The sequence below is a fragment of the Mesorhizobium sp. M1066 genome, assembly GCF_040318635.1.
In the GTDB taxonomy this organism is placed as follows: domain Bacteria; phylum Pseudomonadota; class Alphaproteobacteria; order Rhizobiales; family Rhizobiaceae; genus Mesorhizobium.
In genome coordinates this window covers 132,225-155,548 of sequence record NZ_JAMYMR010000007.1, presented here as the reverse complement: position 1 = coordinate 155,548, position 23,324 = coordinate 132,225, and the positions used below count along the sequence as shown (strand labels likewise).

Here is a 23,324-nt window from a genome sequence, read left to right as displayed (position 1 = left end):
TCAGGTTCCCTGTTCGCGCGCCACGGCCTGCCAGCCGATATCGCGGCGGCAGAACCCGTCCGGCCAATCGATGCGGTCAAGCGCGGCATAGGCTCGTTTCTGTGCCTCGCCGACCGTGGCGCCTGATGCCGTCACGTTGAGGACGCGGCCGCCATTGGCGACCAGCGCGCCGCCATTGATGGCGGTGCCGGCGTGGAATATCTGGACGCCATCGCTCGACGCCTGCTCGACGCCACGGATCACGGAGCCTTTTTCCGGCGTGCCGGGATAGCCTCTCGCCGCCATCACCACGGTCAGTGCCGCCTCGTCGCGCCAGCGCACGGACATATGCGCCAACTGGCCGTCGGTCGCCGCGTTGAGCAGGACCAGCAGATCGTCCTTCAGCCGCATCATCAGCACCTGGCATTCCGGGTCGCCGAAACGGGTGTTGTATTCGATCAGCCTCGGTCCCTTGTCGGTGATCATCAGCCCGGCAAACAGCACGCCGGAGAACGGCGCCCCCAGTTCGGCCATGCCGCGCATGGTCGGCTCGATGATCTCGCGCATAGTGCGCTCGACCAGTTCCGGCGTCACCACCGGTGCCGGCGAATAGGCGCCCATGCCGCCGGTGTTCGGACCGGTGTCGCCGTCGCCGACGCGCTTGTGGTCCTGCGCGGTGCCGAAGGGCAGCGCGGTGGTGCCGTCACACAGGCAGAAGAAGCTCGCCTCCTCGCCGGTCATGAACTCCTCGACCACTACTTCCGCGCCGGCGGCGCCGAAGGAACCATCGAAGCAGGCATCGAGTGCTGCCTGTGCTTCACTGAGCGTCATGGCGACGGTGACGCCCTTGCCGGCAGCGAGCCCGTCGGCCTTGATGACGATCGGCGCTCCGGTCTTTTCGACATAGGCCTTGGCCGAGGCCAGATCACTGAAACGGCCATAGGCGGCGGTCGGGATGTCGTAGCGGGCACAGAGGTCCTTGGTGAACCCCTTCGAGCCTTCCAGCTGTGCGGCAGCTTTGGAGGGACCGAAGACGCGGATATTTTCGGCGCGCAGATCGTCGGCAATGCCGGCGACCAGCGGCCCCTCCGGACCGACCACCACGAGGTCGATTTTTTTCTCCCGGCAGAACGCGGCCACGGCGGCGTGGTCAGCTAAATCCAGCTTCACCAACTCAGCCTCGCTGCCGATGCCCGGGTTGCCGGGAGCCGCATAGAGCTTTGTCAGCAGCGGTGATGCGGCAATCTTCCAGGCGAGCGCATGTTCGCGGCCGCCGGAGCCCAGAAGAAGAACGTTCATGGCCACCTCTTGATGCCGAAATTCTGCTCTGGCGGCCATCTGATGGCGTTTTCTGCGCTTCCGTTGCTCACGGACCAAATGTCCGCTCCGCTACGGTTCTCGAAACCACCACCATATGACTCGCCAGCGCGAATTTCGAAACAGTCTCTTGGAGCACCCGCTATTGCTCTCCGGGCGACGGGTCAAGGCATCAGGGTGTTTTGATCGGAATTGCGCACGGGAACGTTACCCCAGCCAGAATATGGGCGTCGAATACCGGGGCTCATATTCTGGCTGCCGCTCAGCCCTGGTAGACCACCGGAAACCAGTCCTCGCGCAGCCTCTCGCCCGGCTGCATGCCGTGGCCATGATAGGGCGGCGAGGTGCGGCCCGGCCGCTCGACATAGCGCGCATCGTCACCGACCCAGCGCAGCGACAGCGCCCGGCGCCGCGCCGCGGTCATATTGCCACGCGCGCCGTGCGCGGTCCTGAAGTCGAACAGGATGGCGTCGCCCGGCTCCATTTCCCATTCGAGCACCTTCATCGACGGATCCTTGTCGGGATCGGGCACCGGCAGATAGTCGCCCTCGCCGGCATAGAAATTGCTGTCGTCGAGCCAGCGCACCGGCAGGATCATCTTGTCCCATTTGTGCGAGCCGGCGATCAGGCGCAGCGTCGCTTCCTTCACCGGGTCGATGGGTATCCAGAAGCTCACCGTCTGCCGGCCATCGACGAAGTAGTAGGGAATGTCCTGATGCCAGGGCGTCGGCTTCTGCGTGCCGGGTTCCTTGACCAGCACATGATCGTGGAAGAACTGTGCGGTGCGCGACTGCATCACCGCCGCCGCCAGTTTGGCGGCGGGTGAGTCCCGCACCAGGCTGACGAATTCGGGGATGCGTTCCCAATTGCAGTAGTCGTCGAAGAAACTGCCGCGGCCGTTGGCGATGTCGGATGCGGTGGCGCTGCGGTTCTGCATGTTGCGTTCGATGCCGGCGGCAATCGTGTCGACCCAGCCCTTGAAGGCGCCGCGGATGCAGACCGCGCCGTCACGCTGATAGTCGGCGATTGTCTTTGCATCGATTGTCTGGGTGTCGATCGCCTGGGTGTCGGTTGCGGAAACCATGTCGTTCTCCTCTTGGAAGAACCGACTATCGCAACCTGCCCTCATTCAGTAAAATAATAACTTTCCATTTTATACATAGGACAAACCTATGAATGTAACCCTGACCCAATTGCGTTATCTTGTTGCCGTGGCGCGTCACGGCAGCGTCACCGGCGCGGCAAAGATGCTGAACGTCTCTCAGCCGTCGATTTCGGTGGCGATCGACGCGGTCGAAAAGAATTTTGGCCAGAAGCTGTTCGTCCGCCAGCGCGGAAGCGGCGTGTCGCCAACATCGTTCGGCCGCGCCGTCGTGGCCAAGGCAAGGCAGGTTCTCACCGAAACGGACGAACTCGTCGGCCTGGGTTCAAGCAAATCGGCTGTCAGCGGTGAGTTGGTGCTGGGATGCTTCGAGGATCTGGCGCCTTTCTTCGCGCCGGCTTTGATCCGCGCCTTCTCCGAACGCTATCCGGCCGTCAAAATCGTCGTTCGCGACGAGACGTTCGAGACGCTGGGACGACGGCTGGGGGATGCGGCCATCGATCTCGGCCTCACCTATGACCTCAGCCTGCCGACGCATTTCGCCCGCATCCTGCTGCGCGAACTTCGCCCGCACGCGCTGTTGCCGGCAGGCCATGCCCTGGCGGATCGCCCGTCGGTCAGTCTTGCCGATCTGGCCGCCTATCCGCTGATCACAACGGATCAGCCGCACAGTTGGCAGCACATGCTCGACCTGTTCCGCAGCCGCGGCCTTTCGCCGGTGGCCGACATGACGACAAGCTCGTTCGAACTGCAGCGCAGCATGGTCGCCAACGGCTTCGGCGTCGCGGTCAGCTATACCCGCCCGCACGGCGACCGCAGCTATGACGGGCTGCCGCTCATCTGCAGGCCGCTATCCGATCCGCTGCCCATGCAGCGGATCCTGCTTACCTATGACACGCATCAGCGTGTGTCGAATGCAGCGCTGGCCTTCGTCGAGGTGGCCAGGGACTGGTTCGCCACCCGCGACATCTTTGCCTCGTGAAAGGCTGACGGACCACTCTCCCGCTTGCCGCTTGACGGTTTCTGCCGCTGCTGCCACTCCATGGGCATGGAAAACATCCAGTCGAAAGCGGCCCAGGGCCGTGTCGCCGATGCTCCGAACGGCCATTGGGTTTATCGCGTGCTGCCGCGCTCGATATGGCCCTATGCGCAGCTTGCCCGATGGGACAGGCCGATCGGCTGGCAGCTGCTGCTGTGGCCGTGCTGGTGGTCGGCGGCCTTGGCGGCAAGCGCCTATCCGCGTCCCGGCGACCCGCTGCTCTCACTGCTGCCGGCACCAGTGTATCTCGTGCTTTTCCTGGTCGGGGCCATCGCCATGCGTGGCGCGGGCTGCACCTACAACGACCTCGTCGACGAGGACATCGACAGCCAGGTGGAGCGCACGCGCTCGCGACCGCTGCCGTCGGGCAAGGCGACCCGCCGGCGGGCATGGCTGTTTCTCGTCCTGCAGGCCCTGGTCGGCCTCGTCGTGCTCATCCAGTTCAACAGCTTCGCCGTCCTGCTCGGCATCTGTTCGCTGGCGGTCATCGCCATCTATCCATTCATGAAGCGGATAACCAACTGGCCGCAACTGGTGCTTGGCCTTGCCTTTTCCTGGGGCGCGCTGATGGGATGGGCGGTCGAGTTCGGCGATCTCGATGGGCCTGCTGTCATGCTTTATATCGGCTCGATCCTGTGGGTGATCGGCTACGACACGATCTACGCGCATCAGGACAAGGAAGATGACGCCATCGTCGGCGTGCGCTCGACGGCACGCTTGTTCGGCGACAACACCAAGTCGTGGCTGGCAGGGCTTTATGGTGGCGCGCTGATCTGTTTTGCGATCGCCTTCGCGTCGGCGCAGGCGCCGGTGGTGGCGCTGGCCGGGCTGATTGCCGCCGGCGCCCATATGGCCCGGCAGATCGCGGTTCTGGATATCGACAATCCGGACCAATGCCTGCGACTGTTCAGGTCGAACAACCAGGTCGGCTGGCTGATCTTCCTCGGCCTGATCGGCGGCGCTGTGTGGGTGGCGCTGAAGCCGCTGGTTTAATCTCCCTTCTCCCCGTCACTATACGGGGAGAAGGTGGCGGCAGCCGGATGAGGGGCAGCGCCAACCTCGCAGGTAAGGTGCAATTCACGGCCGCGATATGGCATGCGTCAGATTTTTTGAGATCGACAACCGGCTTGGTCAGCGCCGCCCCTCATCGCCCTGCCGGGCACTTCTCCCCGTATAGTGACGGGGAGAAGAAGGCTGTCATTGGCGGTTTCGCCAATCGCCGTCGCGTGTGAAGCGAAACTACTCCCGCGAAATAATCTCCTGGCCGTCGATGACCAGCCTGAGACCGAGGTCGCCTGCTCTGCGGCGAGCGAGGAAACGCGGGCGGCGCGTGTTCGAAATCCGCCCCTTGCGCCGATCCTGCGGCGGCAGCGTCTTGATGGCAGCGCCGAGCGATTCTTCCAGGGTGCGGGCGACACCGTCCGATTCGATCAGCAGCATCGGCAGACGGTAAGCGTCGGCCCAGGCGCGCCAGTCGGCTGCGACATCGTCGAGATCGTCGGCCACAAGCAGCGGCACCGACAGCATCGGGTCGTTGTGCAGGAGTTCCAGGGTCACCGTGACATTGCCGTCCGGATCCTCCATGGCGCGGGCGGCAACGCCGCGGAACGCATTGGCGGGAAGAACGATGATCGCGGGCAGGCCGCTCATCTCGAGCAGGCGGCGGATCACGGCGCCGCGTTGGTCGATGGTGAAGGTCACGTCGCCGTAGTCGTCGCGTGTCGCGTAGCTCACCACTTGCGGCAAGCGAAATGGGTCGAGACGCATGTTGCGTCCCGCCCAGACTGGCTTCAGTCCGGTGTTCATAGAGTGCCTTCCTGTCTGTCTCCTGAGAGCCGGTGTCCGGTTCTCTCCGGGCCGGTTTTTCCAGCCTCGTTTGTATGGAGACAGTAGCGCGGGCTCCTTACCGCCCCGCTTAAGAAAGTCGGTTAAATTTTGCTGATCTCAGGGATGGTTATCGGAATCCCACCAGCCACAAGACGTTGAAAGGATCAGATAACCTTACCGGGATTCATGATGCCGGCCGGGTCGAAGGCAGCTTTCACCCTGCGCATCAGATCGATCGCAATCGCCGGCGCGGTGGCGATCAGTTCGTCGCGCTTCAACTGGCCGATGCCATGCTCGGCCGAGATCGAACCGTGCAGGCTGCGCACGACATCGTGCACCGCCTTGTTCATGGGGTGATAGAGAGCGAGGAAGGCCTCATCGTCGCCGTCGACGGGCCGCGAAATGTTGTAGTGGAGATTGCCGTCGCCCATATGGCCGAAGCAGACGACGCGGGCACCGGCGCTCACCGACGCCACGGCGCCGGCAGCCTCCGCGATGAAACGCGGAATCGATGCAATAGGCACCGAAATGTCGTGCTTGATCGAGGCGCCCTCCGGCTTCTGCGCCTCGGGCAGCAGCTCGCGGAAATTCCAGAAGGCATCGCCCTGCGTGAGACTCGCGGCAATGACGGCGTCGCCGACGAATTCCTGTTCAAGGCCGGCCGAAAGCACGTCCTCGATCAAGGCTCTCGAATCCTCCGATGAACGACCGGACGAAATCTGCATCAGCACGTACCACGGCCAGTCCTCGATCAGCGGCCGCACCACGCCCTGGGCATGCGCCAGCGTGAAATCATATGGCCGCCTGCCGATCAGTTCGAAAGCGGTGAGTGCTGCCCCGGCACGGTCCATGGCCAGGCTGAACAGCGAAAGTGCTGCCTCGGGTGACGACAGGCCGACGAAGGCGACTTCGCGCCCCTTCGGCTTCGGGAACAGCTTGAGCACGGCGGCGGTGATGACGCCGAGCGTGCCTTCGGCACCGACGAACAGGTTTTTCAGATCGTAGCCGGTGTTGTCCTTCTTCAGCTTGCGCAGGTCGTCGAACACCTCGCCGGTCGGCAGCACCACCTCGACACCGAGACAGAGTTCGCGCGCATTGCCATAGGCAAGCACGCCGGTGCCGCCGGCATTGGAGGAAAGATTGCCGCCGATCTGGCAGGAGCCTTGCGCGGCCAGCGACAGCGGGAACAGCCGGTCGGCGGCGTCGGCCGCCTCCTGCAGCGTCTGCAGGATGACGCCGGCCTCTACTGTTACGGTGTTGGACAGGACATCGATCTCGCGGATGCGGTTCAACCGCGACAGCGACAGGACGATTTCGCGCCCGGACCTGTCCGGCACCTGCGCACCGACTAGCCCGGTGTTACCGCTTTGCGGCACGATTGGCGTGCCTGTCTCGGTCGCCAGCCGCATGACCCGGCTGACCTCGTCGACGCTGCCCGGCCGCAGCACCAACGATGTCGCGCCGTGCCAGAGCCCCCGCCGCTCAACCAGGTAGGGCGCGATATCACGCTCGTCGCGCAGTGCATATTTCTCGCCGACGATCGCCGTGAAGCGATCGATGAGAGCGGGATCGAGTGTCTCTATGATTTCGATGATTTCGGTCATTGGGGGAAAACTATGGTGTGGGCTGCGTGATGTCACGAGGGGCGGCGGCACGCGACAGCCGATCGTTGATCGCTTCGCCGAGCCCGTCGAAGGGAATAGGCTCGACGGCGATGGTCCGCGCGCCGCTGCGGTCGAGCTCCTGCATATAGGCGAACAGATTGCTCGCCGCTTCGCGCAGGTCACCGGTTTCGGACAAATTGAGGAAGGCTTCGGCGCGGCGCCAGCCTTGCGCCCTCTGGCTGCCGAAGCCGAGCAAAGCCTCGCCCTCGCCGACCGTGCCGGCATGGAGCCGCATCGCGGCACCTGGCGCATAGTGCGAGGCAAGCATGCCCGGCGCCTCGATACCGGCGGTGCCGCCGCGCAACAGCTCCATGCCGATAGCCGCCTCGATCTCCTCGGCGGCGATGCCACCTGGCCTTAGCAGCCGCAATGCAGCGCCCTCAACCTTGACAATGGTCGATTCCAGCCCGACCAGGGTTGCGCCGCCATCGACGATCAGCTTGATCCGCGCGCCGAGGTCCGCCGCCACCGCCTGCGCGGTCGTTGCGCTGATCTTGCCGGATGAATTGGCACTGGGCGCGGCAAGCGGGCGGTCGAGCCTGGCGATCAGATCACCGCCAAAGCCCCTCGGCATGCGCAAGGCAATCGTGTCGAGCCCGGCGGTGACCAGCGGATGGATGCCGTTGCCGGGCCGTTGCGCCAGCACCAGCGTCAGCGGACCTGGCCAGAATGCCAGCGCCAGTTTCCTGGACAGCGGATCGAACAGCGCGAGGCGCTCTGCCATCGCCATGTCTGCGACATGGGCAATCAGCGGGTTGAAGCGCGGCCGCCCCTTGGCTTCGAAGATACGCGCGACGCCGATGCCGTTGGTGGCGTCGCCGGCCAGCCCGTAGACGGTTTCCGTCGGGATGGCGACGACATCGCCCTCCCTGAGCAGCGCCAGCGCCCGCTCCAGCGCCTCGCCCGAGCCAAGTATTTCAGCCACTCTCGTCACCTCACAGATGCGGGGTGCGTAGTACGATGGCGGCCGTTGGGCAAGTCGCTGTTGGGTAAACGATTGTTGGGCGAGCAGGAGCATTGGCGATTTATCAATCCCTAAAATGCTATGTTTCCACGAAAGCCGGCATCAATTCCGGCTTGCTATCGAACAGCTTCTGGGCAAAGGGGAGCGATATCAGTGTCTGCGCGTATCTTGCTGGGTATCATTCTTGCTGCTGCGGCCGGCGAAGCCCAGGCGTCATCCCTGGTTTTTCCAGGCACGCCATCCTCCACACCATCGATCGTCAGGATCGGCGCCCCCAACCAGCCTGGAACCGCCGATGCAGTCAACGCCAGCGATGCGCGGTCGGTGGTGGCAAAAGGGGAAGCGCAGCCCGACGTCACCGATGAAAAGGTGGCGGCGATCCCGGACAAGCCCGCGACCGGGCACGGCTTCGAGCCGGGCCCGATGGTCATTCGTGGCGGCGTTACCGGTCCCGATTTCCCGGCACCCGCGCCAATCGCTGCACCAGCGACAGGTGCCGCGCCGGCCGCTGGCACGGCGCCGGCAACGGCCACCGCCTCCGCAGCCCCCTCGGGGAACGCCGAAAACCAACCCACCCCGCCGAGCGCTCCGGCGCCGGCAGCAGGTCAGCGCATGCCTCCCAACGGCTACACCAAGTAGCCGCGGCTCAAAGACAGCCTGACATCGATGGCGTGACTTGACGGCGGTCTGGCGCCCGGCGCACGATTGCCAGGCAAAACCCCGTTTCGGTTTATGTCAGCCGCCGGACGCCATCGCCTGTATTTCGTCAGGTGGTTCTGGCAGACGGGATTTCATCACTAAGGGGGGACCATGAGAAGATCTGGAATCGTAACCGGGGCAGGCCTTCTGCTGGCGTCACTGCTTGGCGTCGTCGCGGCTCACGCCGACGACATGCTGGGATCCTATGTCGCGCGCATTTCCGATCGCGACCATCAGGCGAGTGACGGCTATGCGCTGGACAATGCCGCGCAGATGGTGCGGCAGGACCGCGCCAACTGGCACAAATTCCACCGCCGTGACAGCGACGACGAGGCTGATGGCTGGTTCAGGACCAACGGCCAGCGCGCCGACCTGCAGCGCATGCTGGAACGCGGCGGCGCGATGAGTTCCTCGACCAAGCGCGCCATCGTCGATGGCGAGCCGCTGATCCAGGTCGATGTCTACGAAAACAGCGTGCGCGTCAGCATTCTCGAGAACTGACCGGCCGTTGCCCGGGCCTGACAAAGTCGACTTCGGGGACGGCTGACAGGAAAAGGCGGCGCCTCAGCGCCGCCTTGCCATCGATGAAATCGGCGGCTGAAAAAATCAGGCCGCTTCTTCCTTGTCGTCATCTTCTTCGGACTCGTCGCCTTCAGCCTTCACGCTGTCCTCGGCGTCGTCTTCGTCTTCGTCCTCGTCTTCTTCGTCTTCATCTTCGTCGTCATCCGAGAGCGTGGCAGCTTCGGCGGACTCGATCGCTGCGGCGGCGGCATGATCGAGGATGGTTTCGGAAGCGGATTCAAGCGCCTCGGCGGGAGCCGGGGTTTCTTCTGTCACTTCGATTTCGTGATCGGAATTCATGGAAGCCTCCGTGGGTTGGGGAACATGTCCCTTTTGCCACGGAGAGATCATCGCCATATGACTGTAAGCCGGCTCGAACGGCCGGCGGCAGAGAATATTTTCTTCGCCTTAACCTGCGACCCTGGAGAAATCCGCGACCTGACCGGTGGCTGCGCGGATGCGGGCGAGCAGCGCCAGGCGGTTGGCGCGCACGGCCTGATCCTCATCATTCACGAGAACATGCTCAAAGAATGAATCAACCGGTTCGCGCAACACGCTAAGCGCCAGCAGGGCGCCGGAAAAGTCATCGTTTTGAATCGCTTCGCCGCCTTGCTTCTCAGCCTGATTCACGGCCGCAAACAGCGATTTCTCGGCATCCTCGCGAAACAGCGCCGGCTCAACGCTTTCGGCGACCACCGTTTTCTTCTTCTCCTCGGCGGCCAGAATGTTGGCCGCACGCTTGGTGCCGGCGAGCAGGTTCTTGCCATCCTCCGTGTCGAGGAAGGAGCCCAGCGCCTCGACCCTGCGCACGATCTGCAGGAGGTCGTGGGATTGCGGCGTGATGACCGCATCGATCAGATCGTGGCGAGCACCCTTGTCGCGGAGATAGACTTTCAGGCGGTCGTGGAAGAAGGCGAGGAGGTCAGTGGCTATTTGCAGAGCTCTCTCTTGGGTTTCCGAGATAATACGTTCAGCCCGGCTTGGAGCCTGTTCTCGTTCAACCATTTCGTTCAAGTCACGAACGGTCTTCTCTCCTACCCCAAGATCGGCCAAATGCTGAGCTGCCTCAGTCTGCCGATCCAATTTCCGAAAATGATCGCCAACCACGTATCGGGCCATACTGAGCGCGAACACGGTGCGAAGCGTCAGCCTGATGCCGTTCTCGACAATTATCCTCACCACCCCCAGAGCCGCGCGTCTCAGCGCATACGGGTCCTTCGAGCCGGTCGGCTTTTCGTCGATCGCCCAGAAGCCGACCAGCGTGTCGAGCTTGTCGGCGAGCGCGACTGCGACCGACACCGGATCGCTGGGCACATAATCGGATGGGCCTTGTGGCTTGTAGTGTTCCTCTACGGCAGCGGCGACCGAAGCATGTTCGCCTTGCAGCAATGCATATTTGCGGCCCATTGCGCCTTGCAGTTCCGGAAACTCGCCAACCACTTCGGTGGTGAGGTCGGCCTTGGCCAGGACGGCGGCGCGACGCGCCAGCGCGGGATCGGCGCCAACGATCGGCGCCAGTTCCTCGGCAAGCCGGGCAATCCGCTCCACCCGCTCGCCCTGCGTGCCGAGCTTGGCGTGGAAAGTCACGGCGAGATGGTCGAGGCGGGCCATGCGCTGGTCGAGCGGTTTTTTCAGATCGAGCTCGAACTTTTCCCCAGATGCCCGCAACTGGTCGAGATCCGGCAAATCGCCCTGGTCGGTCGTCCAGAAATAAAGCGCGTCGGACAGGCGGGCGCGCACCACCTTGCCGTTGCCGTGGGCGATCTCCTTGCCGCCATCCCTCGCTTCGATATTGGCGGTGAGGATGAAGCGATTGGAAAGCGCGTCGTCGACACCCTGCGGCCGCGTCACAAAGCACTTTTGGTTGGCGCGGATGGTCAGCCGGATCACTTCGGCCGGAATGGCGAGGAAAGCCTCCTCGAACTCGCCCATCAGCACGACCGGCCATTCGACCAGCCCGGACACCTCTTCCAGCAGCCCGTCGTCCTCGACCAGGTCGAGCCCGTTGGCGAAGGCGAGATTGCGGGCATCGGCAAGGATGATCTCCTTGCGGCGGTCGGCATCGAGCACGACCTTGGCCGCTTCCAGCTTGGAAACATAGTCGTCGAAGCGGCGCACCGTGATGGCATCAGGCGCATGGAAGCGGTGGCCATAGGTGATGTTGCCGGAGCGGAGGCCGTCGATCTCGAAATCGACCACGACCGGCTCCTCTGTCTCCGGGCCGAAGGTGCACAGGATCGATTGCAGCGGGCGTACCCAGCGCAGTGAACCGGGCTTGGCCGAGGCCGGCCCCCAGCGCATCGATTTCGGCCAGGGGAAATTGCGGATGATGCCCGGCACCAGTTCGGCGATGATCTGTTCGGCCGCCCTGCCCGGCTTCGAAATGTGGGCGACATAAAAATCGCCCTTCTTCGGATCAGAATGGGTATGCGCCTCGGCAATCGAGGAAAGTCCGGCCTTGCGCAGGAAACCCTGAACCGCCTGTTCAGGCGCCGATGTCGAAGGCCCCTTGATCTCTTCGCTTATATCCTTCGAGCGCGCGGTGAGACCCCTGATATCGAGCGTCAGCCGGCGTGGCGTCCAGTACTCGCGCGCCGCCTCATAGGTCAGTCCCGCCTCGACCAAACCGTCGGTCAGCATCTTCCTGAGATCACCCGCCGCCTTGCGCTGCATGCGCGCAGGGATTTCCTCGGAGCGAAGTTCTAGAAGCAGGTCAGGCATCGGGGTCAGCTCATGCGGGAGAGTGGTCCGGGCGGGGCATAGCAACTCGGCTGGCTGCTGTCACCCTTTACACAAATTTTGACCGCCCTGTCGGGACGAGACCACGCCACCCGTCCTTGGATCAAAGATTTCCATGAACCGAACGCAGCGCTGAAGCGACCCACGCTCAGACAGGAAACTATTGGCTCAACGATCATGAAAACGGCATCCAGACTTCTGCAGATCCTCGCACTCGGCGCCTGCTTCACCGCGCAGGCGCACGGTGCCTTCTCGATGCCAGGCGTTCGACAGGCATTGCGCACGATCGACGGTGCCAGCAGCCAGAACATACCGCCGATCAAAGCTTCCTTCGAGATGATAAAGCGGGCCTGAGACTCAGGCCGCCAAGCCACCCGCCTGCGTCTTCAAAAATGCCTCACCGCAAGCCTTGGCCAGATTGCGCACCCGCAGGATATAGCTCTGCCGCTCAGTGACCGAAATCACGCCGCGTGCGTCGAGCAGGTTGAAGACATGGCTGGCCTTGATGCACTGGTCGTAGGCCGGGAAAACCATGCGGTGCATCGGCAGATTGTCGTTTGATGCCGGCGCGCCGGCGTCGAGCAGCGCCTTGCACTCGGCCTCGGCGTCCTCGAAGTGGCGCAGAAGCATCGCCGTGTCGGCGTGTTCGAAATTGTGGCGCGAATATTCCTGCTCGGCCTGCAGGAAGACATCGCCATAGGTGACCTTGTCGGCGCCTTCGCGGCCGTTGAAGTTGAGGTCGTAGACATTGTCGACGCCCTGCACATACATGGCCAGTCGCTCCAGCCCGTAGGTGAGTTCGCCGGCCACCGGCGCGCATTCGATGCCGCAGACCTGCTGGAAGTAGGTGAACTGCGAGACTTCCATGCCGTCGCACCAGCATTCCCAGCCGAGACCCCAGGCGCCCAGCGTTGGGCTTTCCCAATCATCCTCGACGAAGCGGATGTCGTGCAGCAGCGGATCGACGCCGATCGCCGCCAGCGAGCCGAGATAGAGTTCCTGCAAGTTGGGCGGGTTCGGCTTCAGGATCACCTGGTACTGGTAATAATGCTGCAGCCGGTTCGGGTTCTCGCCATAGCGGCCATCCTTGGGACGACGCGAGGGTTGGACATAAGCGGCGTTCCAGCGTTTTGGGCCGAGCGCGCGCAGCGTCGTTGCCGGATGAAAGGTGCCGGCGCCGACTTCCATGTCGTAGGGTTGCAGGATGACGCAGCCATAGGCCGCCCAATAGTTGTGCAAGGTCAGGATCAGCCCCTGGAACGAGCGGCTGGGATGCATATGGGCGGGGATTTCAATTGTCACGGGTGGCCTCGACAGCACAGGCTAGCTTGCCGGCACGTCCTAGAGACACGGCAGCAAAGCGTCAAGCAAGGCGCGCCGAGCGGTCGCGCCGACATTATGGACAATGTTGAAAGCTTTGCAGGGGCTGGCCCATTGCCCATCTCTCGGGCCTGCGCTCTGTTCGCCTGTGCAGCAACGACAACAGGTTTCAGCCATGCCCAGCCCGATCGCCATCCGCCCTGTCGCGCGACAGGATTTCGAGCAATGGCTGCCGCTGTGGGACGGCTACAATGCATTTTATGGCCGCTCGGGCGAAACGGCCCTGCCGGGTGAGATTACCCAGATGACATGGTCTCGTTTCTTCGATGCCTATGAGCCGGTCCACGCGCTGGTGGCCGAAGGCGAGGGACAGCTTCTCGGCCTCGTGCACTATCTCTTCCATCGCAGCACCACGGCGATCGCACCGAATTGCTATCTGCAGGACCTTTTCACCACGCAGGCATCGCGTGGCAAAGGCATCGGACGGGCGCTGATCGAGGGCGTCTACGAGCGCGCCCAGGCGGCCGGCTCAGGCCGGGTATACTGGCTGACGCATGAGACCAATCACACGGCGATGAAGCTTTACGACAAGGTCGCCGAACACTCCGGCTTTGTCGTCTATCGCAAGCTCTTCTGAGGCAGCCAGCCGAATAGGCGGTTCAAACGAAAACGGGACTCCGAAAAGAGCCCCGTTTGCGTTGAATTCAAACGGCTGACTTCATCCCTTCGGGGCGGGCACCGGCTCCGGCTTGACCTTCGGGGTCTCCTGCGCCGTGTTGGATTCGATCGGCGGCAGGCCCTTCATCAGCTTCTGCTGCAAGTTGGCCAGCACATCGGGATCCGGCTTCAGGTCGCGAGCCTGGTTCCACTGGAAGGTGGCTTCCAGCTTGCGGCCGACGCGCCAGTAGGCGTCGCCGAGGTGATCGTTGAGAACCGGATCTTCCGGCTTCAGCGACACGGCGCGTTCCATTTCGCGCACCGCGTCATCGAACCTGCCGAGGCGGAAATAGGCCCAACCCAGCGAATCGACGATGTAACCGTCGCTCGGCCTGAGGTCGACGGCCTTTTGAATCATCGCCAGGCCTTCCTTGAGGTTCATGTTCATGTCGACCCAGGAATAGCCGAGATAGTTCAGCACTTGCGGCTGGTCGGGGAACAGTTCCAGCGCCTTGCGGAAGTTCGGCTCGGCCTTGGGCCATTCCTTCAGGCGCTCATAGGCGATGCCGCGCTGGTAGAAGATGTTCCAGTTGGCCGCGGTCGGCGCCTTCAGCACCTCGACGGCCTTATCGTAGAGAGTGGCGGCCGAACGGAAATCGTCCTTCGAGGAATAGACGCCACCGAGCGCCAGGTAGGCGCGCATGTCATTGGGATGGGCGTCGACCAAGGCTTTCAGATGGGTGATCGCTTCTTCGTGACGGTCGAGATCGGCAAGATTGAGGCCGAGTTGCAGGTCCGAAAGCTCCTTCAGCGGCGAAGCGGCGGGAATCCGGCGATAGAGCGCGATGGCACCTTCGCCGTCCTTCAATTGCTCGGACACGGCGGCGAGTTGCACAAGGGCAGCGTCGCTATCAGGCTTCAAAGCAAGCGCATATTGCAGATAGAGGCGCACGAACGGCTCGCCGCCGCCACGGTTGAGCGCGGTGGCGAGGTCGAGCAGGATTTCGGAGGCGCCATCGGATGGGCCGGCAACCAGCGGCGCAATCTTGTCGCCTTTTGCAATTCGGTCGCGCAAGGCGACGATTTCCAGCTTGCCCGGCGAAAAAGCCTCGGCCTGGTCGAGCACCGACAGCGCCTTGGTCTTGTCGCCCTTGCGGACCAGGAACGAGGCGTAGGCCTGGGCATTGCGCATCCAGGTTTCGGGAGCGGCACCGCCGGCGGCGGTATCCTGCATGGTCGCGGCATAGATCGCCTCGGCCTTTTCGGGCATGCCGGATGCATCAGCGATCAGGGCACGGTGGAACGACTTGAACAGGCCGAACCAATCCGGCCCCTGCAGCTTGTCGATTGACGCCATCGCATCGGCGGGCTCGCCGGCGCCTTGCTGCGCCCAGCCGGACATCACCCCGGAGATCAGCCGGTCGAGATCGGATTCCAGCGACAGCTTGAGCCAGTACTGCGCCTTGGTGAAATCCTTCTTGTGGAAGGAATTGACGGCGAGCGCCAGGCGCGAGAAACGCTCGACGTCAGGCACTTCCTTGAGCTTGTCGGCATAGACCAGGGATTCGTCGAAGCGCCCTTGCGCGATCAGCGACAGCATCAGGCTCTGCTGCAGGCCGGTGTCGCTCGGGTCGAAGGCCAATGCTTGCTTGTAGTAGGCGATGGCGCTGTCGAGGTCGTTATCGCCTTCGGCGATCCGGGCTGCCAGATAGGCGCCCGAAAACGACGTGATCTTGACCGGTTCGCTGGTTTGCTTGGCATAGGCCGGCAAAGCCGAGATCGCCATGCCTGTCACAATTGCCAGCCTTGTCAGCCAGCGCGCACATCCTTGCCGCATCGTATCCCTTTCAGCCAAGCGCCATCTCCGCGTCAGCGGAATCGGCGTAGACTCGATCTTTCCAGGCAAAGCATGGCCTTTTTGGGGTCGCGCTTCAATCCGCCTCGAATTCACAATCCGGGCACCCGATTAACAAACCATGGCGACAGGGGGCAGTTTTCCGATTTTGAATTTCGGCCATGGCCCTGCGCAGCGCCGAATATATCACAGCTTCGACCCTTGAGCTCGGCTTCGACCGCTAAGGCTCGGGGCCAATATCAGCCCTCGGCTGGCGAGGCGGACCGCTGCACCAGCGTGTCGCTATATCCGCCGGCCGCTATCGTGCTGCACAGTTCGTTCCACTCGCAGCCGCCGCAGGCCTTGCGTACAAGGCCAGCCGAAAACGCCTGCCGCATCCGGACCAGGGTCGCCGTGTCGAGATCAAGGCGGGTGCCGACCTGGATTGGCCGTGCCAACAATTCCTCCACGTCCTGCGCCGCGAGCCGGTCCCGCTCGACGACGCTCTCGTTGAGGCAGTGCGGTTCCGGCCCATCAAGCAACGGGGCGCAGACATCGTCCGGGCCGGAAACGAGGAGGACGTCCTCGCCCCGGCTCAGGCGCTCCGCGATCCCGTCATAATTGGCGATGAAGGCGGGGCTGTATCCCTTGCCCACATAGGTGAGCAGGCAAAGGAGGTGATGGGCGCGCAGCCTGATCGTCACGGATTGGCCGGCTTCGCCTTGCCGCCGGGGAGGGCCATGAGGGTCGCGGCACCCAGCGCTGACTTGAGCAAGCCGCCGACGATGAACGGCAGGAAGCCGAAGGTAACGGCCTGTTCGGCTCCAATCATGACGGCAAGCCATGCTGTGCCAAGCACAAGGCAGGCAAGGTTGCCAAGCAGCATGGCGACGAAGGCAAGCATCACCCTTTTGCCGTTCCAGCCGCGTTCGGCCAGCCAGCCGACCAGTGCGCCGACAAGCGGGAAGGCGAAGAGATAGCCACCCGTCGGCCCGACGAAATGCGCCGCACCCGCTGCCCCTCCGGACAGAACCGGAAAGCCGACCGCACCCTCGACCAGCCAGGCGGCGATGGTGAGCGCGCCAAGCCGCCAGCCATAGAGGGCGCCGATCAGGGTCACCGCAAAGGTCTGCATGTTTACCGGGACCGGCACCATCGGCACCTCGATATAGGACGCCAGCGCCAGGAACAGCGTGCCAAGCACGACGGCTCCAACCTGCCAGGCAAGAGAACGATCCTGGAGCCGGAGCGGACTGAACGACGGCTTGCCGGGTGAGAATGCGACGTCTGTCATTGGGATTCCTTCGATCGATTGCAAATTATAGATAATTTCTGTTTTCGATCTATTATCGAATCCACACTTCCCTGGGGATTGCAAGCCCTGGCTTTGGCGGAGGCCGTCTAACCTACGATGGCGAAGGCTTCGCGCGTCGTTCCGGAAGCCGTCCTGACCGGCTTGCGGCCAATCCATTGGACGTGCCGTCCCAGTGTGACGGCCGCGGATTCGGTGTTTCCCTGCCGCAAGGCGGTGAGGATCGCGCGATGGTCCTGATCGGTGCGCGTCTCCCACTCCGACCGCCATGCCGCGAACAGGAAACGGGCGCTTGCCGCGTGCAGGTCGTCGATGGTCGCGAGCAGGCGCGGCATGCCGCATGGCGACAGGATCAAGCGGTGGAAGGCGCGGTTGGCCTCTTCCCACGACCTGACATCGCGGGACTTGTCGCCGGCCTGGGTCGCCTCTTCGGCGCGATCGAGAATGGCCGATGTCAGATGCGGCGCGGCGTGGCGCAGCGCCAGCACTTCGAGTGCTGCCCGCATTTCGGCGACCTCCTTGACCTCGCCCAGATCGAAAGACGCGACACGCACGCCGCGGCGCGGCTCGCCGATGGCCAGTCCCTGCGCCTCTAGACGGCGGAAGGCCTCGCGCACCGGAACATGGCTGGTTTGGAATTCCTCGGCGATATGATCCTGCCGAAGCCTGGCCCCTGGCTCGATCGCACCGGAGATGATGCGGTCCGCCAGAACCTTGCTGATGCGCACCGCGATGGTGTCGTCCGTGCCCTTTGCCATGTTTATAGATAATTTGCGGCAGGGCAGCTTGTCGAGCCAATTGCAGTCGAAATCGCGAGGCGCCAGAAGCAAGACTCAAGGCTGTGAGACGAAACCGTCGAGCGCAGGCATCGCCACGGTGATAAGGTCATGCAGCCGCTTCTTCGGCACCCCGTCGCGTGCCTGCACAGAGAGGCCAAACAACAGCGTGGTGTAGTAGTCGCCAAGCGCTTCCGGATCGGTATCCGGCTTGAGGTCGCCGTCGCGAACACCCTTTTTCAAGCGCTCCACAATCAACGCATTGCGCGCCAGTCGGCGCCCGGCCAGCCAATGCAGCACGCCGTCATTTTCAGTAGCGCAGTTGGTGGCGGCCGAGACAACCATGCAGCCCTTCGGCAGATCCGGCCTTGTGTAGATATCGACCGCATCGCGCAGCAACCGCTCGACAAACCGCCGAGCGGTTGGTTCTTCGGCAAGGGCACTGGTGGCGAAGCTTCCTTCGCTGGTTTCGTAGAGAACAACGGCTTCGCGAAACAGATCCTCCTTCGAGCCAAAGGCGGCATAGATGCGCGCCGAGGCCAGGCCAAGCATGGAGACGAGGTCGGCCATCGAGGTGCCCTCGTAGCCGCGCGTCCAAAAGGCGTCACGCGCTTTCTGCAGAGCCTGGGCTCTGTCGAACTCCCTTGGCCGTCCCGCCATCGCCGTCTCCATTTCTTTATCGATCAACAAATAATCCGCTTGACTCCGGATTGCAAACCCAATTCTTTGTCGATCGATAAAGAATCAAAAGGAGATTGGCATGAGTTCACTCGATCAAGGGGTGCCGTTCGGCGCCACTGCGACACAGGGAAGGGTTGGCGCGAAGCGCGGCGCCACGCTGGCATTGCTCGCCTTCGCCCAGCTTATCATCGCTCTCGACATCAACATCGTCTTCGTGGCGCTGCCCGAAATCGGGGCTGGGCTGGGCTTTTCCGGCCAGACCTTGCAATGGGTGGTGAGCGCCTACACCGTGTTTACCGGCGGTTTTCTGCTGTTCGGCGGCCGCGCCGCCGACCTTATCGGTCAGCGCCGCATCTTCATCTTCGCTCTCTGGCTCTATGCGCTTTCGTCGCTGGTCGGCGGCCTCGCCTGGTCGCCGGAAATCATCATCGCTGCCCGCGCTGTACAAGGCATCGGCGGCGCTTTCCTGTTCCCGGCGACGCTCTCGCTGATCAACCGCCTGTTTGCCGAAGGACCGGAACGCAACAGGGCGCTGGCGGTGTGGGGCGGTGCCGGCGCGAGCGGCCTCACCCTTGGCTCACTGGCCGGTGGATTCCTGACAGGCGCCTTCGGCTGGTCGTCGGTCTTCTACGTCAATGTGCTGCTGGCTGGCATCGCCATCATCGCCGCATTTGCGATCATTCCACGCGATCCCAAGCGGCACCAGCGCCGCAACTTCGATCTGCCTGGCGCGCTGACCGTCACTGCGGGCGCCACATTGCTGGTCTTTACGCTGGTCCAGGGACCTGAATATGGCTGGGGTTCGCCAGCGATCGTCGCCAGTGCCGCGCTGGCAGCGATCTTCATCATCGCCTTCGCGCTGATTGAGGCGAAGAGCGCTGACCCGCTGATGTCGCTGCGGCTGTTCCGCAATCGCAGCCTCGTCGCCGGCATGACGATCACCTTTCTGTTCATGGGAACGTTCGGAGCCCTGCCCTATTTCCTGACCGTGCTGTTGCAGACCGTACATGGCTTCACCGCCCTGCAAACAGGCTTGGCGTTCCTGGTGCCGTCGATCGCCATCGCCGCCGGCACGCAGCTCGGTGAACGCCTGGCGACGCGCTTTTCGACCCGTTCCACCTTGGTCGGCGGCATGGTCATAGGGGCAGCCGGCACAGCGCTGATGGTCCTTGGAGCATCAGCCGACAGCTTCTATCTGGCTCTCGTTCCCGGCTTGGTCATCTCCGGCGTCGGACAGGGCATCGTCTGGACCGCCATGTGGATCGCGGCCGCGTCAGGCGTGGCTCACGACGAACAGGGCGTCGCCTCGGGAATGGCCTGCACGACGCTCAACATCGGCAACGCGATCGGCATGGCAACATTGATCGCGATCGCCAACAGCCGTGTCGGCGGGCTGACAGGCGATGCACTGAAGGTCGCGATAGCCGATGGCATAAAGATCGCCTTCTGGCTGGCGGCGGCGGGCATCTTTGTCAGCCTGCTGGCCGCCTTCGCTTTGCCGGGAAAGGGGAAGTAACCGGCAACCGGGTGACGCCGCTCAGTTCACCCGGCTGATGCAGAAATCGATGACGTCGATCAGCGCCGATTTCTGCGGCGTCGCTTCCAGCGGCGCCAGCGCGTCGCGGGCGATCTCGCCGAAATGGCGGGCGCGTCCGATCGTGTCGGCAATGGCGCCATGGCGAGTCATCAGGCCGATCGCCTTTTCCAGACCGGCGTCATCGGTGACATTGTCCTCGATGGCACGCTTCCAGAAAGTGCGCTCGGCCTTCGTGCCCCGCCGATAGGCGAGAATGACCGGCAAGGTCACCTTGCCTTCGCGGAAATCGTCGCCGACATTCTTGCCGAGATCCTTGCTGGTGCCGCCATAGTCCAGCGCGTCATCGATCAGCTGGAAGGCAAGGCCGAGATTCATGCCGTAGGAGCGCAGCGCCGCACGATCGTTGCGGGTCGCCTGGGCAATGACGGGGCCGACCTCGGCAGCAGCCGAAAACAGCGCCGCGGTCTTGGCCTTGATGACGGCGAAATGCTCGTCCTCGGTGGTTTCGAGGTTCTTGGCGGCGGCAAGCTGCATAACCTCGCCCTCGGCGATGATGGAGGCAGCACTCGACAGGATATCGAGCGCTTCGAGCGAGCCGACATCGACCATCATGCGGAAAGCCTGGCCGAGCAGGAAGTCGCCGACCAGCACGCTTGCCTGGTTGCCCCAGATCATGCGGGCGGTCTTCTTGCCGCGCCGCATGCCGCTCTCGTCGACGACATCGTCGTGGAGAAGCGTCGCCGTGTGCATGAATTCGACGGAGGTGGCGAGCTTGACGTGGCCCTCGCCGGCATAGCCGAACATCTGCGCGGCGGCCAGCGTCAGCATCGGCCGCAGCCGTTTGCCGCCGGACGAGATCAAATGGTTGGCGACCTCCGGGATCATCTCGACGTCAGAGCCGGCCTTGGACAGGATCAATTCATTGACGCGCCCCATATCGGCCGCTGTCAGATCGATCAGATCCTTGATGGAGGCGGGCTCCCGCTTCCCGTTTTCGATGTTGAGAACGACACCCACAACAATCACTCCCGTCTTGGTATAGAGCGTGCGACGGCACCCTTAGTCCCTGCATGGACTCTAGGGCGGCGGACATGGCCACGGCAAGTGGCGAATTGGCGCGGCGTCGATGACGGAATGTCAACGACCCGAGAGGGAACGGGGACCCGAGAGGGAACGGGGCTCTGTCTCGGAATCCCCTGCCCGTTTACATCAATAGCGCAAACTGCGAGTTTCATACGATGATAGAACTTGTCCGCACCAACGATGCCGTGATCATCTCCTTTGTTGAATCGCTGATGCGCGACGCCGGCATCGCCTGCTTTGTCGCCGATCAGAATATGAGCATTCTCGAAGGGTCGATCGGCCTTTTGCAGAAACGCGTCATGGTCGATGCCGACCAGGCCGACGCGGCACGGCGCATCCTCAGGGATGCCGGCGTCGCCAACGAAATCCGCGGAAAATAATGTCCGCCGCGCCCGCCGCCCTTGTCCCGGACACGCCGGCCCATACGGTCGACGCTTTCCATCGCGGCCGGTTCTGGCTCGTGCAGCCCAAACATGGCGGTCATCGCGCCGGCATGGATGCGATGATGCTGGCGGCGTCCGTGCCGTCCTCCTTTGCCGGTCGTCTCGCCGATTTCGGTGCCGGTGCCGGGGCCGCCGGCCTGGCAGTGCTGTCGCGCTGCCCGGCCGCCGAGGCGGTGCTTGTCGAACGAGCGCCCGAAATGGCGGCCTTCGCGGCGGCCACGCTTGCCCATCCCGGCAATGCTCATCTCAGCGATCGCGCCTCCGTGCTGGTCGCCGATGTCACCGTATCGGGTCGGGCGCGGGCGACCGCGGGCCTCGCCGACAACGACTTCGACTTCGTCATCATGAACCCTCCCTTCAACGCTCCCCGGGACCGCGCCTCCCCCGATCGCCTCAGAAAAGAGGCCCATGTCATGGAGGGCGGGGTGTTCGAGAGCTGGATCCGCAGTGCGGCGGCGGTGGTCAGGCCGCGCGGCGGGCTCGCCGTGATCGCCCGGCCCGAACAGCTCGGCGCCATTCTCGATGCGATCACGGGGCGCTTCGGCGATCCCGAGATGCTCGCCGTCCACCCTCGCCCCGACGCGGCGGCAATCCGCATCGTCGTGCGGGCAGCGCTCGGGGCACGGGGAAAGCTTGCCATCCGCCCGCCCCTGATGCTGCACGCGCAATCAGGCAACGGCCCCGACGAGCGCAGCGAAATGATCACCAACGGCCTCGCCTCGCTGTTCGGAGATTGAGCTATTCTGCCCGGCCACATTGCCGTTGGCCGGGAAATCCCTACATGCCTGCAACCTATCGACCGGAGACCGCGCCCTCGTGAAACGACTCATCAACCGCCTGTTGCCGAAATCCTGGCGCTCCACCGTCGTCACCATTCCAGTCATCCGGCTGCACGGCACCATCATGGCAGGCGGTGGCCAGTTTCGGCCGAGCCTGTCGCTGGCTTCCACCGCCGGCCTCATCGAGAAGGCGTTTTCCTACGACGCGCCGGCGGTCGCCATCTCGATCAATTCGCCGGGCGGCTCGCCGGTGCAGTCTCGGCTGATCTTCAAGCGCATCCGTGACTTGGCCACGGAAAAGAACAAAAAGGTACTGGTCTTCGTCGAGGATGTCGCGGCGTCGGGCGGCTACATGATCGCGGTCGCCGGTGACGAGATCTTTGCCGATCCGTCCTCCATCGTCGGGTCGATCGGCGTCGTCTCGGCTTCGTTTGGCTTCCCGGAACTGATGAAGAAGATCGGCATCGAGCGACGTGTCCACACCGCTGGCCAAAACAAGGCGGTGCTCGATCCGTTCAAGCCCGAGAAAAAGGAAGATGTCGAGCGGTTGAAGGCTCTGCAGCTCGAGGTGCACGCAACCTTCATCGACCTCGTCAAGGAGCGGCGCGGCACGAAACTGAAGGACGATCCGGACCTGTTCACCGGCCTGTTCTGGACCGGCATCAAGGGCCTCGAACTCGGGCTGGTCGATGCGCTCGGCGACATGCGCACTGTGCTCAAGACCCGTTTCGGGGCGAAAACCCAACTCAGGCTGATCACGACACCGCGCGGTTTCCTTAGCCGCTTCGGCCTGTTCGGCTCAAGCAAGGGCTTTTCAGCGCCCGATATCGCAGCCGCTGCCGCCAGCGGCGTGATCGATGCGGCGGAAGAGCGCGCATTGTGGTCTCGCTTCGGGCTTTGAAAACCCGGCAAAACCGTCTAGCATGAGAGCTTGAGTTTCATGCATGTCGTGTTCCCAAAAGCGGGTCGACATGCACCAACCGACCCGACCGGCCGCCTTCGCCGGCCCAG

At 63.3% G+C, this 23,324-nt stretch carries 24 protein-coding genes; 10 read left to right on the top strand and 14 right to left on the bottom strand.

Going from position 1 to position 23,324, the window contains the following annotated elements; translation table 11 throughout:
• Positions 1-1,278, bottom strand: a complete 1,278-nt coding sequence (purD, locus tag NKH52_RS13040) for a phosphoribosylamine--glycine ligase (protein WP_352734579.1) — start codon at positions 1,276-1,278, stop codon at positions 1-3.
• A gap of 280 nt (positions 1,279-1,558) precedes the next feature.
• Positions 1,559-2,380 (bottom strand): phytanoyl-CoA dioxygenase family protein, encoded by an 822-nt coding sequence (locus tag NKH52_RS13035; RefSeq protein WP_352734581.1) that lies wholly within the window; start codon positions 2,378-2,380, stop codon positions 1,559-1,561.
• An 88-nt stretch (positions 2,381-2,468) separates the two neighbouring features.
• Here NKH52_RS13035 and NKH52_RS13030 point away from each other — a divergent pair, with 88 nt between their 5' ends.
• Entirely contained in the window at positions 2,469-3,380 is a 912-nt protein-coding gene (locus NKH52_RS13030) for a LysR family transcriptional regulator (RefSeq protein WP_352734583.1), read from the top strand.
• A 66-nt stretch (positions 3,381-3,446) separates the two neighbouring features.
• A complete protein-coding gene (ubiA, locus tag NKH52_RS13025) occupies positions 3,447-4,430 on the top strand; it encodes a 4-hydroxybenzoate octaprenyltransferase (RefSeq protein WP_352734669.1) in 984 nt (327 codons plus the stop codon).
• A gap of 246 nt (positions 4,431-4,676) precedes the next feature.
• Here ubiA and NKH52_RS13020 read toward each other — a convergent pair whose 3' ends face one another.
• The 3 genes from NKH52_RS13020 to NKH52_RS13010 all read right to left on the bottom strand — a co-directional run bounded on the left by NKH52_RS13020 (position 4,677) and on the right by NKH52_RS13010 (position 7,853).
• Entirely contained in the window at positions 4,677-5,243 is a 567-nt protein-coding gene (locus NKH52_RS13020; protein WP_352734585.1) for a DUF6101 family protein, read from the bottom strand.
• 185 nt (positions 5,244-5,428) lie between these two features.
• A complete protein-coding gene (locus tag NKH52_RS13015) occupies positions 5,429-6,868 on the bottom strand; it encodes an FAD-binding oxidoreductase (RefSeq protein WP_352734587.1) in 1,440 nt (479 codons plus the stop codon).
• Positions 6,869-6,878: 10 nt separating this feature from the next.
• Positions 6,879-7,853 carry an L-threonylcarbamoyladenylate synthase gene (locus tag NKH52_RS13010; protein ID WP_352734589.1) on the bottom strand — a complete coding sequence of 325 codons (975 nt, stop codon included), beginning with the start codon at positions 7,851-7,853 and terminating at the stop codon, positions 6,879-6,881.
• A 192-nt stretch (positions 7,854-8,045) separates the two neighbouring features.
• Here NKH52_RS13010 and NKH52_RS13005 point away from each other — a divergent pair, with 192 nt between their 5' ends.
• The gene (locus NKH52_RS13005) at positions 8,046-8,531 is read left to right on the top strand and encodes a hypothetical protein (protein ID WP_352734591.1); all 486 of its coding nucleotides are present in this window, start codon (positions 8,046-8,048) and stop codon (positions 8,529-8,531) included.
• 171 nt (positions 8,532-8,702) lie between these two features.
• Entirely contained in the window at positions 8,703-9,092 is a 390-nt protein-coding gene (locus tag NKH52_RS13000; protein ID WP_352734593.1) for a hypothetical protein, read from the top strand.
• Between the two features lie 105 nt (positions 9,093-9,197).
• On the opposite strand, the gene NKH52_RS12995 is transcribed toward NKH52_RS13000, so the two are convergent.
• Positions 9,198-9,452, bottom strand: a complete 255-nt coding sequence (locus NKH52_RS12995; RefSeq protein ID WP_352734595.1) for an ATPase — start codon at positions 9,450-9,452, stop codon at positions 9,198-9,200.
• Between the two features lie 108 nt (positions 9,453-9,560).
• Positions 9,561-11,873, bottom strand: a complete 2,313-nt coding sequence (glyS, locus tag NKH52_RS12990; RefSeq protein WP_352734597.1) for a glycine--tRNA ligase subunit beta — start codon at positions 11,871-11,873, stop codon at positions 9,561-9,563.
• Positions 11,874-12,068: 195 nt separating this feature from the next.
• On the opposite strand from glyS, the gene NKH52_RS12985 reads away from it, so the two are divergent.
• Positions 12,069-12,245 carry a hypothetical protein gene (locus NKH52_RS12985; protein WP_352734599.1) on the top strand — a complete coding sequence of 59 codons (177 nt, stop codon included), beginning with the start codon at positions 12,069-12,071 and terminating at the stop codon, positions 12,243-12,245.
• A 3-nt stretch (positions 12,246-12,248) separates the two neighbouring features.
• On the opposite strand, the gene NKH52_RS12980 is transcribed toward NKH52_RS12985, so the two are convergent.
• Positions 12,249-13,169, bottom strand: a complete 921-nt coding sequence (locus tag NKH52_RS12980) for a glycine--tRNA ligase subunit alpha (RefSeq protein WP_352734670.1) — start codon at positions 13,167-13,169, stop codon at positions 12,249-12,251.
• Positions 13,170-13,386: 217 nt separating this feature from the next.
• Here NKH52_RS12980 and NKH52_RS12975 point away from each other — a divergent pair, with 217 nt between their 5' ends.
• On the top strand, positions 13,387-13,848 hold the full coding sequence (locus NKH52_RS12975; protein ID WP_352734601.1) for a GNAT family N-acetyltransferase: 462 nt from the start codon (positions 13,387-13,389) through the stop codon (positions 13,846-13,848).
• An 81-nt stretch (positions 13,849-13,929) separates the two neighbouring features.
• Here NKH52_RS12975 and NKH52_RS12970 read toward each other — a convergent pair whose 3' ends face one another.
• The 5 genes from NKH52_RS12970 to NKH52_RS12950 all read right to left on the bottom strand — a co-directional run bounded on the left by NKH52_RS12970 (position 13,930) and on the right by NKH52_RS12950 (position 18,477).
• On the bottom strand, positions 13,930-15,705 hold the full coding sequence (locus NKH52_RS12970; protein WP_352734672.1) for a tetratricopeptide repeat protein: 1,776 nt from the start codon (positions 15,703-15,705) through the stop codon (positions 13,930-13,932).
• A 257-nt stretch (positions 15,706-15,962) separates the two neighbouring features.
• Positions 15,963-16,406: a DUF1284 domain-containing protein gene (locus NKH52_RS12965; RefSeq protein WP_352734603.1), complete on the bottom strand. Its 444-nt coding sequence runs from the start codon at positions 16,404-16,406 to the stop codon at positions 15,963-15,965.
• Entirely contained in the window at positions 16,403-16,996 is a 594-nt protein-coding gene (locus NKH52_RS12960; RefSeq protein ID WP_352734605.1) for a biotin transporter BioY, read from the bottom strand. The genes NKH52_RS12965 and NKH52_RS12960 overlap by 4 nt, the downstream gene beginning before the upstream one ends.
• A gap of 107 nt (positions 16,997-17,103) precedes the next feature.
• Positions 17,104-17,772, bottom strand: a complete 669-nt coding sequence (locus NKH52_RS12955; protein ID WP_352734607.1) for a GntR family transcriptional regulator — start codon at positions 17,770-17,772, stop codon at positions 17,104-17,106.
• A gap of 75 nt (positions 17,773-17,847) precedes the next feature.
• Complete coding sequence (locus NKH52_RS12950) at positions 17,848-18,477, bottom strand: TetR/AcrR family transcriptional regulator (RefSeq protein ID WP_352734609.1); 630 nt, start codon at positions 18,475-18,477, stop codon at positions 17,848-17,850.
• A gap of 73 nt (positions 18,478-18,550) precedes the next feature.
• On the opposite strand from NKH52_RS12950, the gene NKH52_RS12945 reads away from it, so the two are divergent.
• A complete protein-coding gene (locus NKH52_RS12945) occupies positions 18,551-19,987 on the top strand; it encodes an MFS transporter (protein ID WP_352734611.1) in 1,437 nt (478 codons plus the stop codon).
• A 21-nt stretch (positions 19,988-20,008) separates the two neighbouring features.
• On the opposite strand, the gene NKH52_RS12940 is transcribed toward NKH52_RS12945, so the two are convergent.
• Positions 20,009-21,025 (bottom strand): polyprenyl synthetase family protein, encoded by a 1,017-nt coding sequence (locus NKH52_RS12940; protein ID WP_127272280.1) that lies wholly within the window; start codon positions 21,023-21,025, stop codon positions 20,009-20,011.
• 221 nt (positions 21,026-21,246) lie between these two features.
• Between NKH52_RS12940 and NKH52_RS12935 the strand changes: the two genes are divergently transcribed.
• The 3 genes from NKH52_RS12935 (at position 21,247) to NKH52_RS12925 (ending at position 23,214) form a co-directional block, all read left to right on the top strand.
• Positions 21,247-21,471: a putative signal transducing protein gene (locus NKH52_RS12935; protein WP_352734613.1), complete on the top strand. Its 225-nt coding sequence runs from the start codon at positions 21,247-21,249 to the stop codon at positions 21,469-21,471.
• Complete coding sequence (locus tag NKH52_RS12930; RefSeq protein WP_352734615.1) at positions 21,471-22,271, top strand: tRNA1(Val) (adenine(37)-N6)-methyltransferase; 801 nt, start codon at positions 21,471-21,473, stop codon at positions 22,269-22,271. Before NKH52_RS12935 ends, NKH52_RS12930 begins: the two co-directional genes overlap by 1 nt.
• A gap of 79 nt (positions 22,272-22,350) precedes the next feature.
• Complete coding sequence (locus tag NKH52_RS12925; RefSeq protein ID WP_023808666.1) at positions 22,351-23,214, top strand: S49 family peptidase; 864 nt, start codon at positions 22,351-22,353, stop codon at positions 23,212-23,214.
• Positions 23,215-23,324 lie beyond the last annotated feature (110 nt).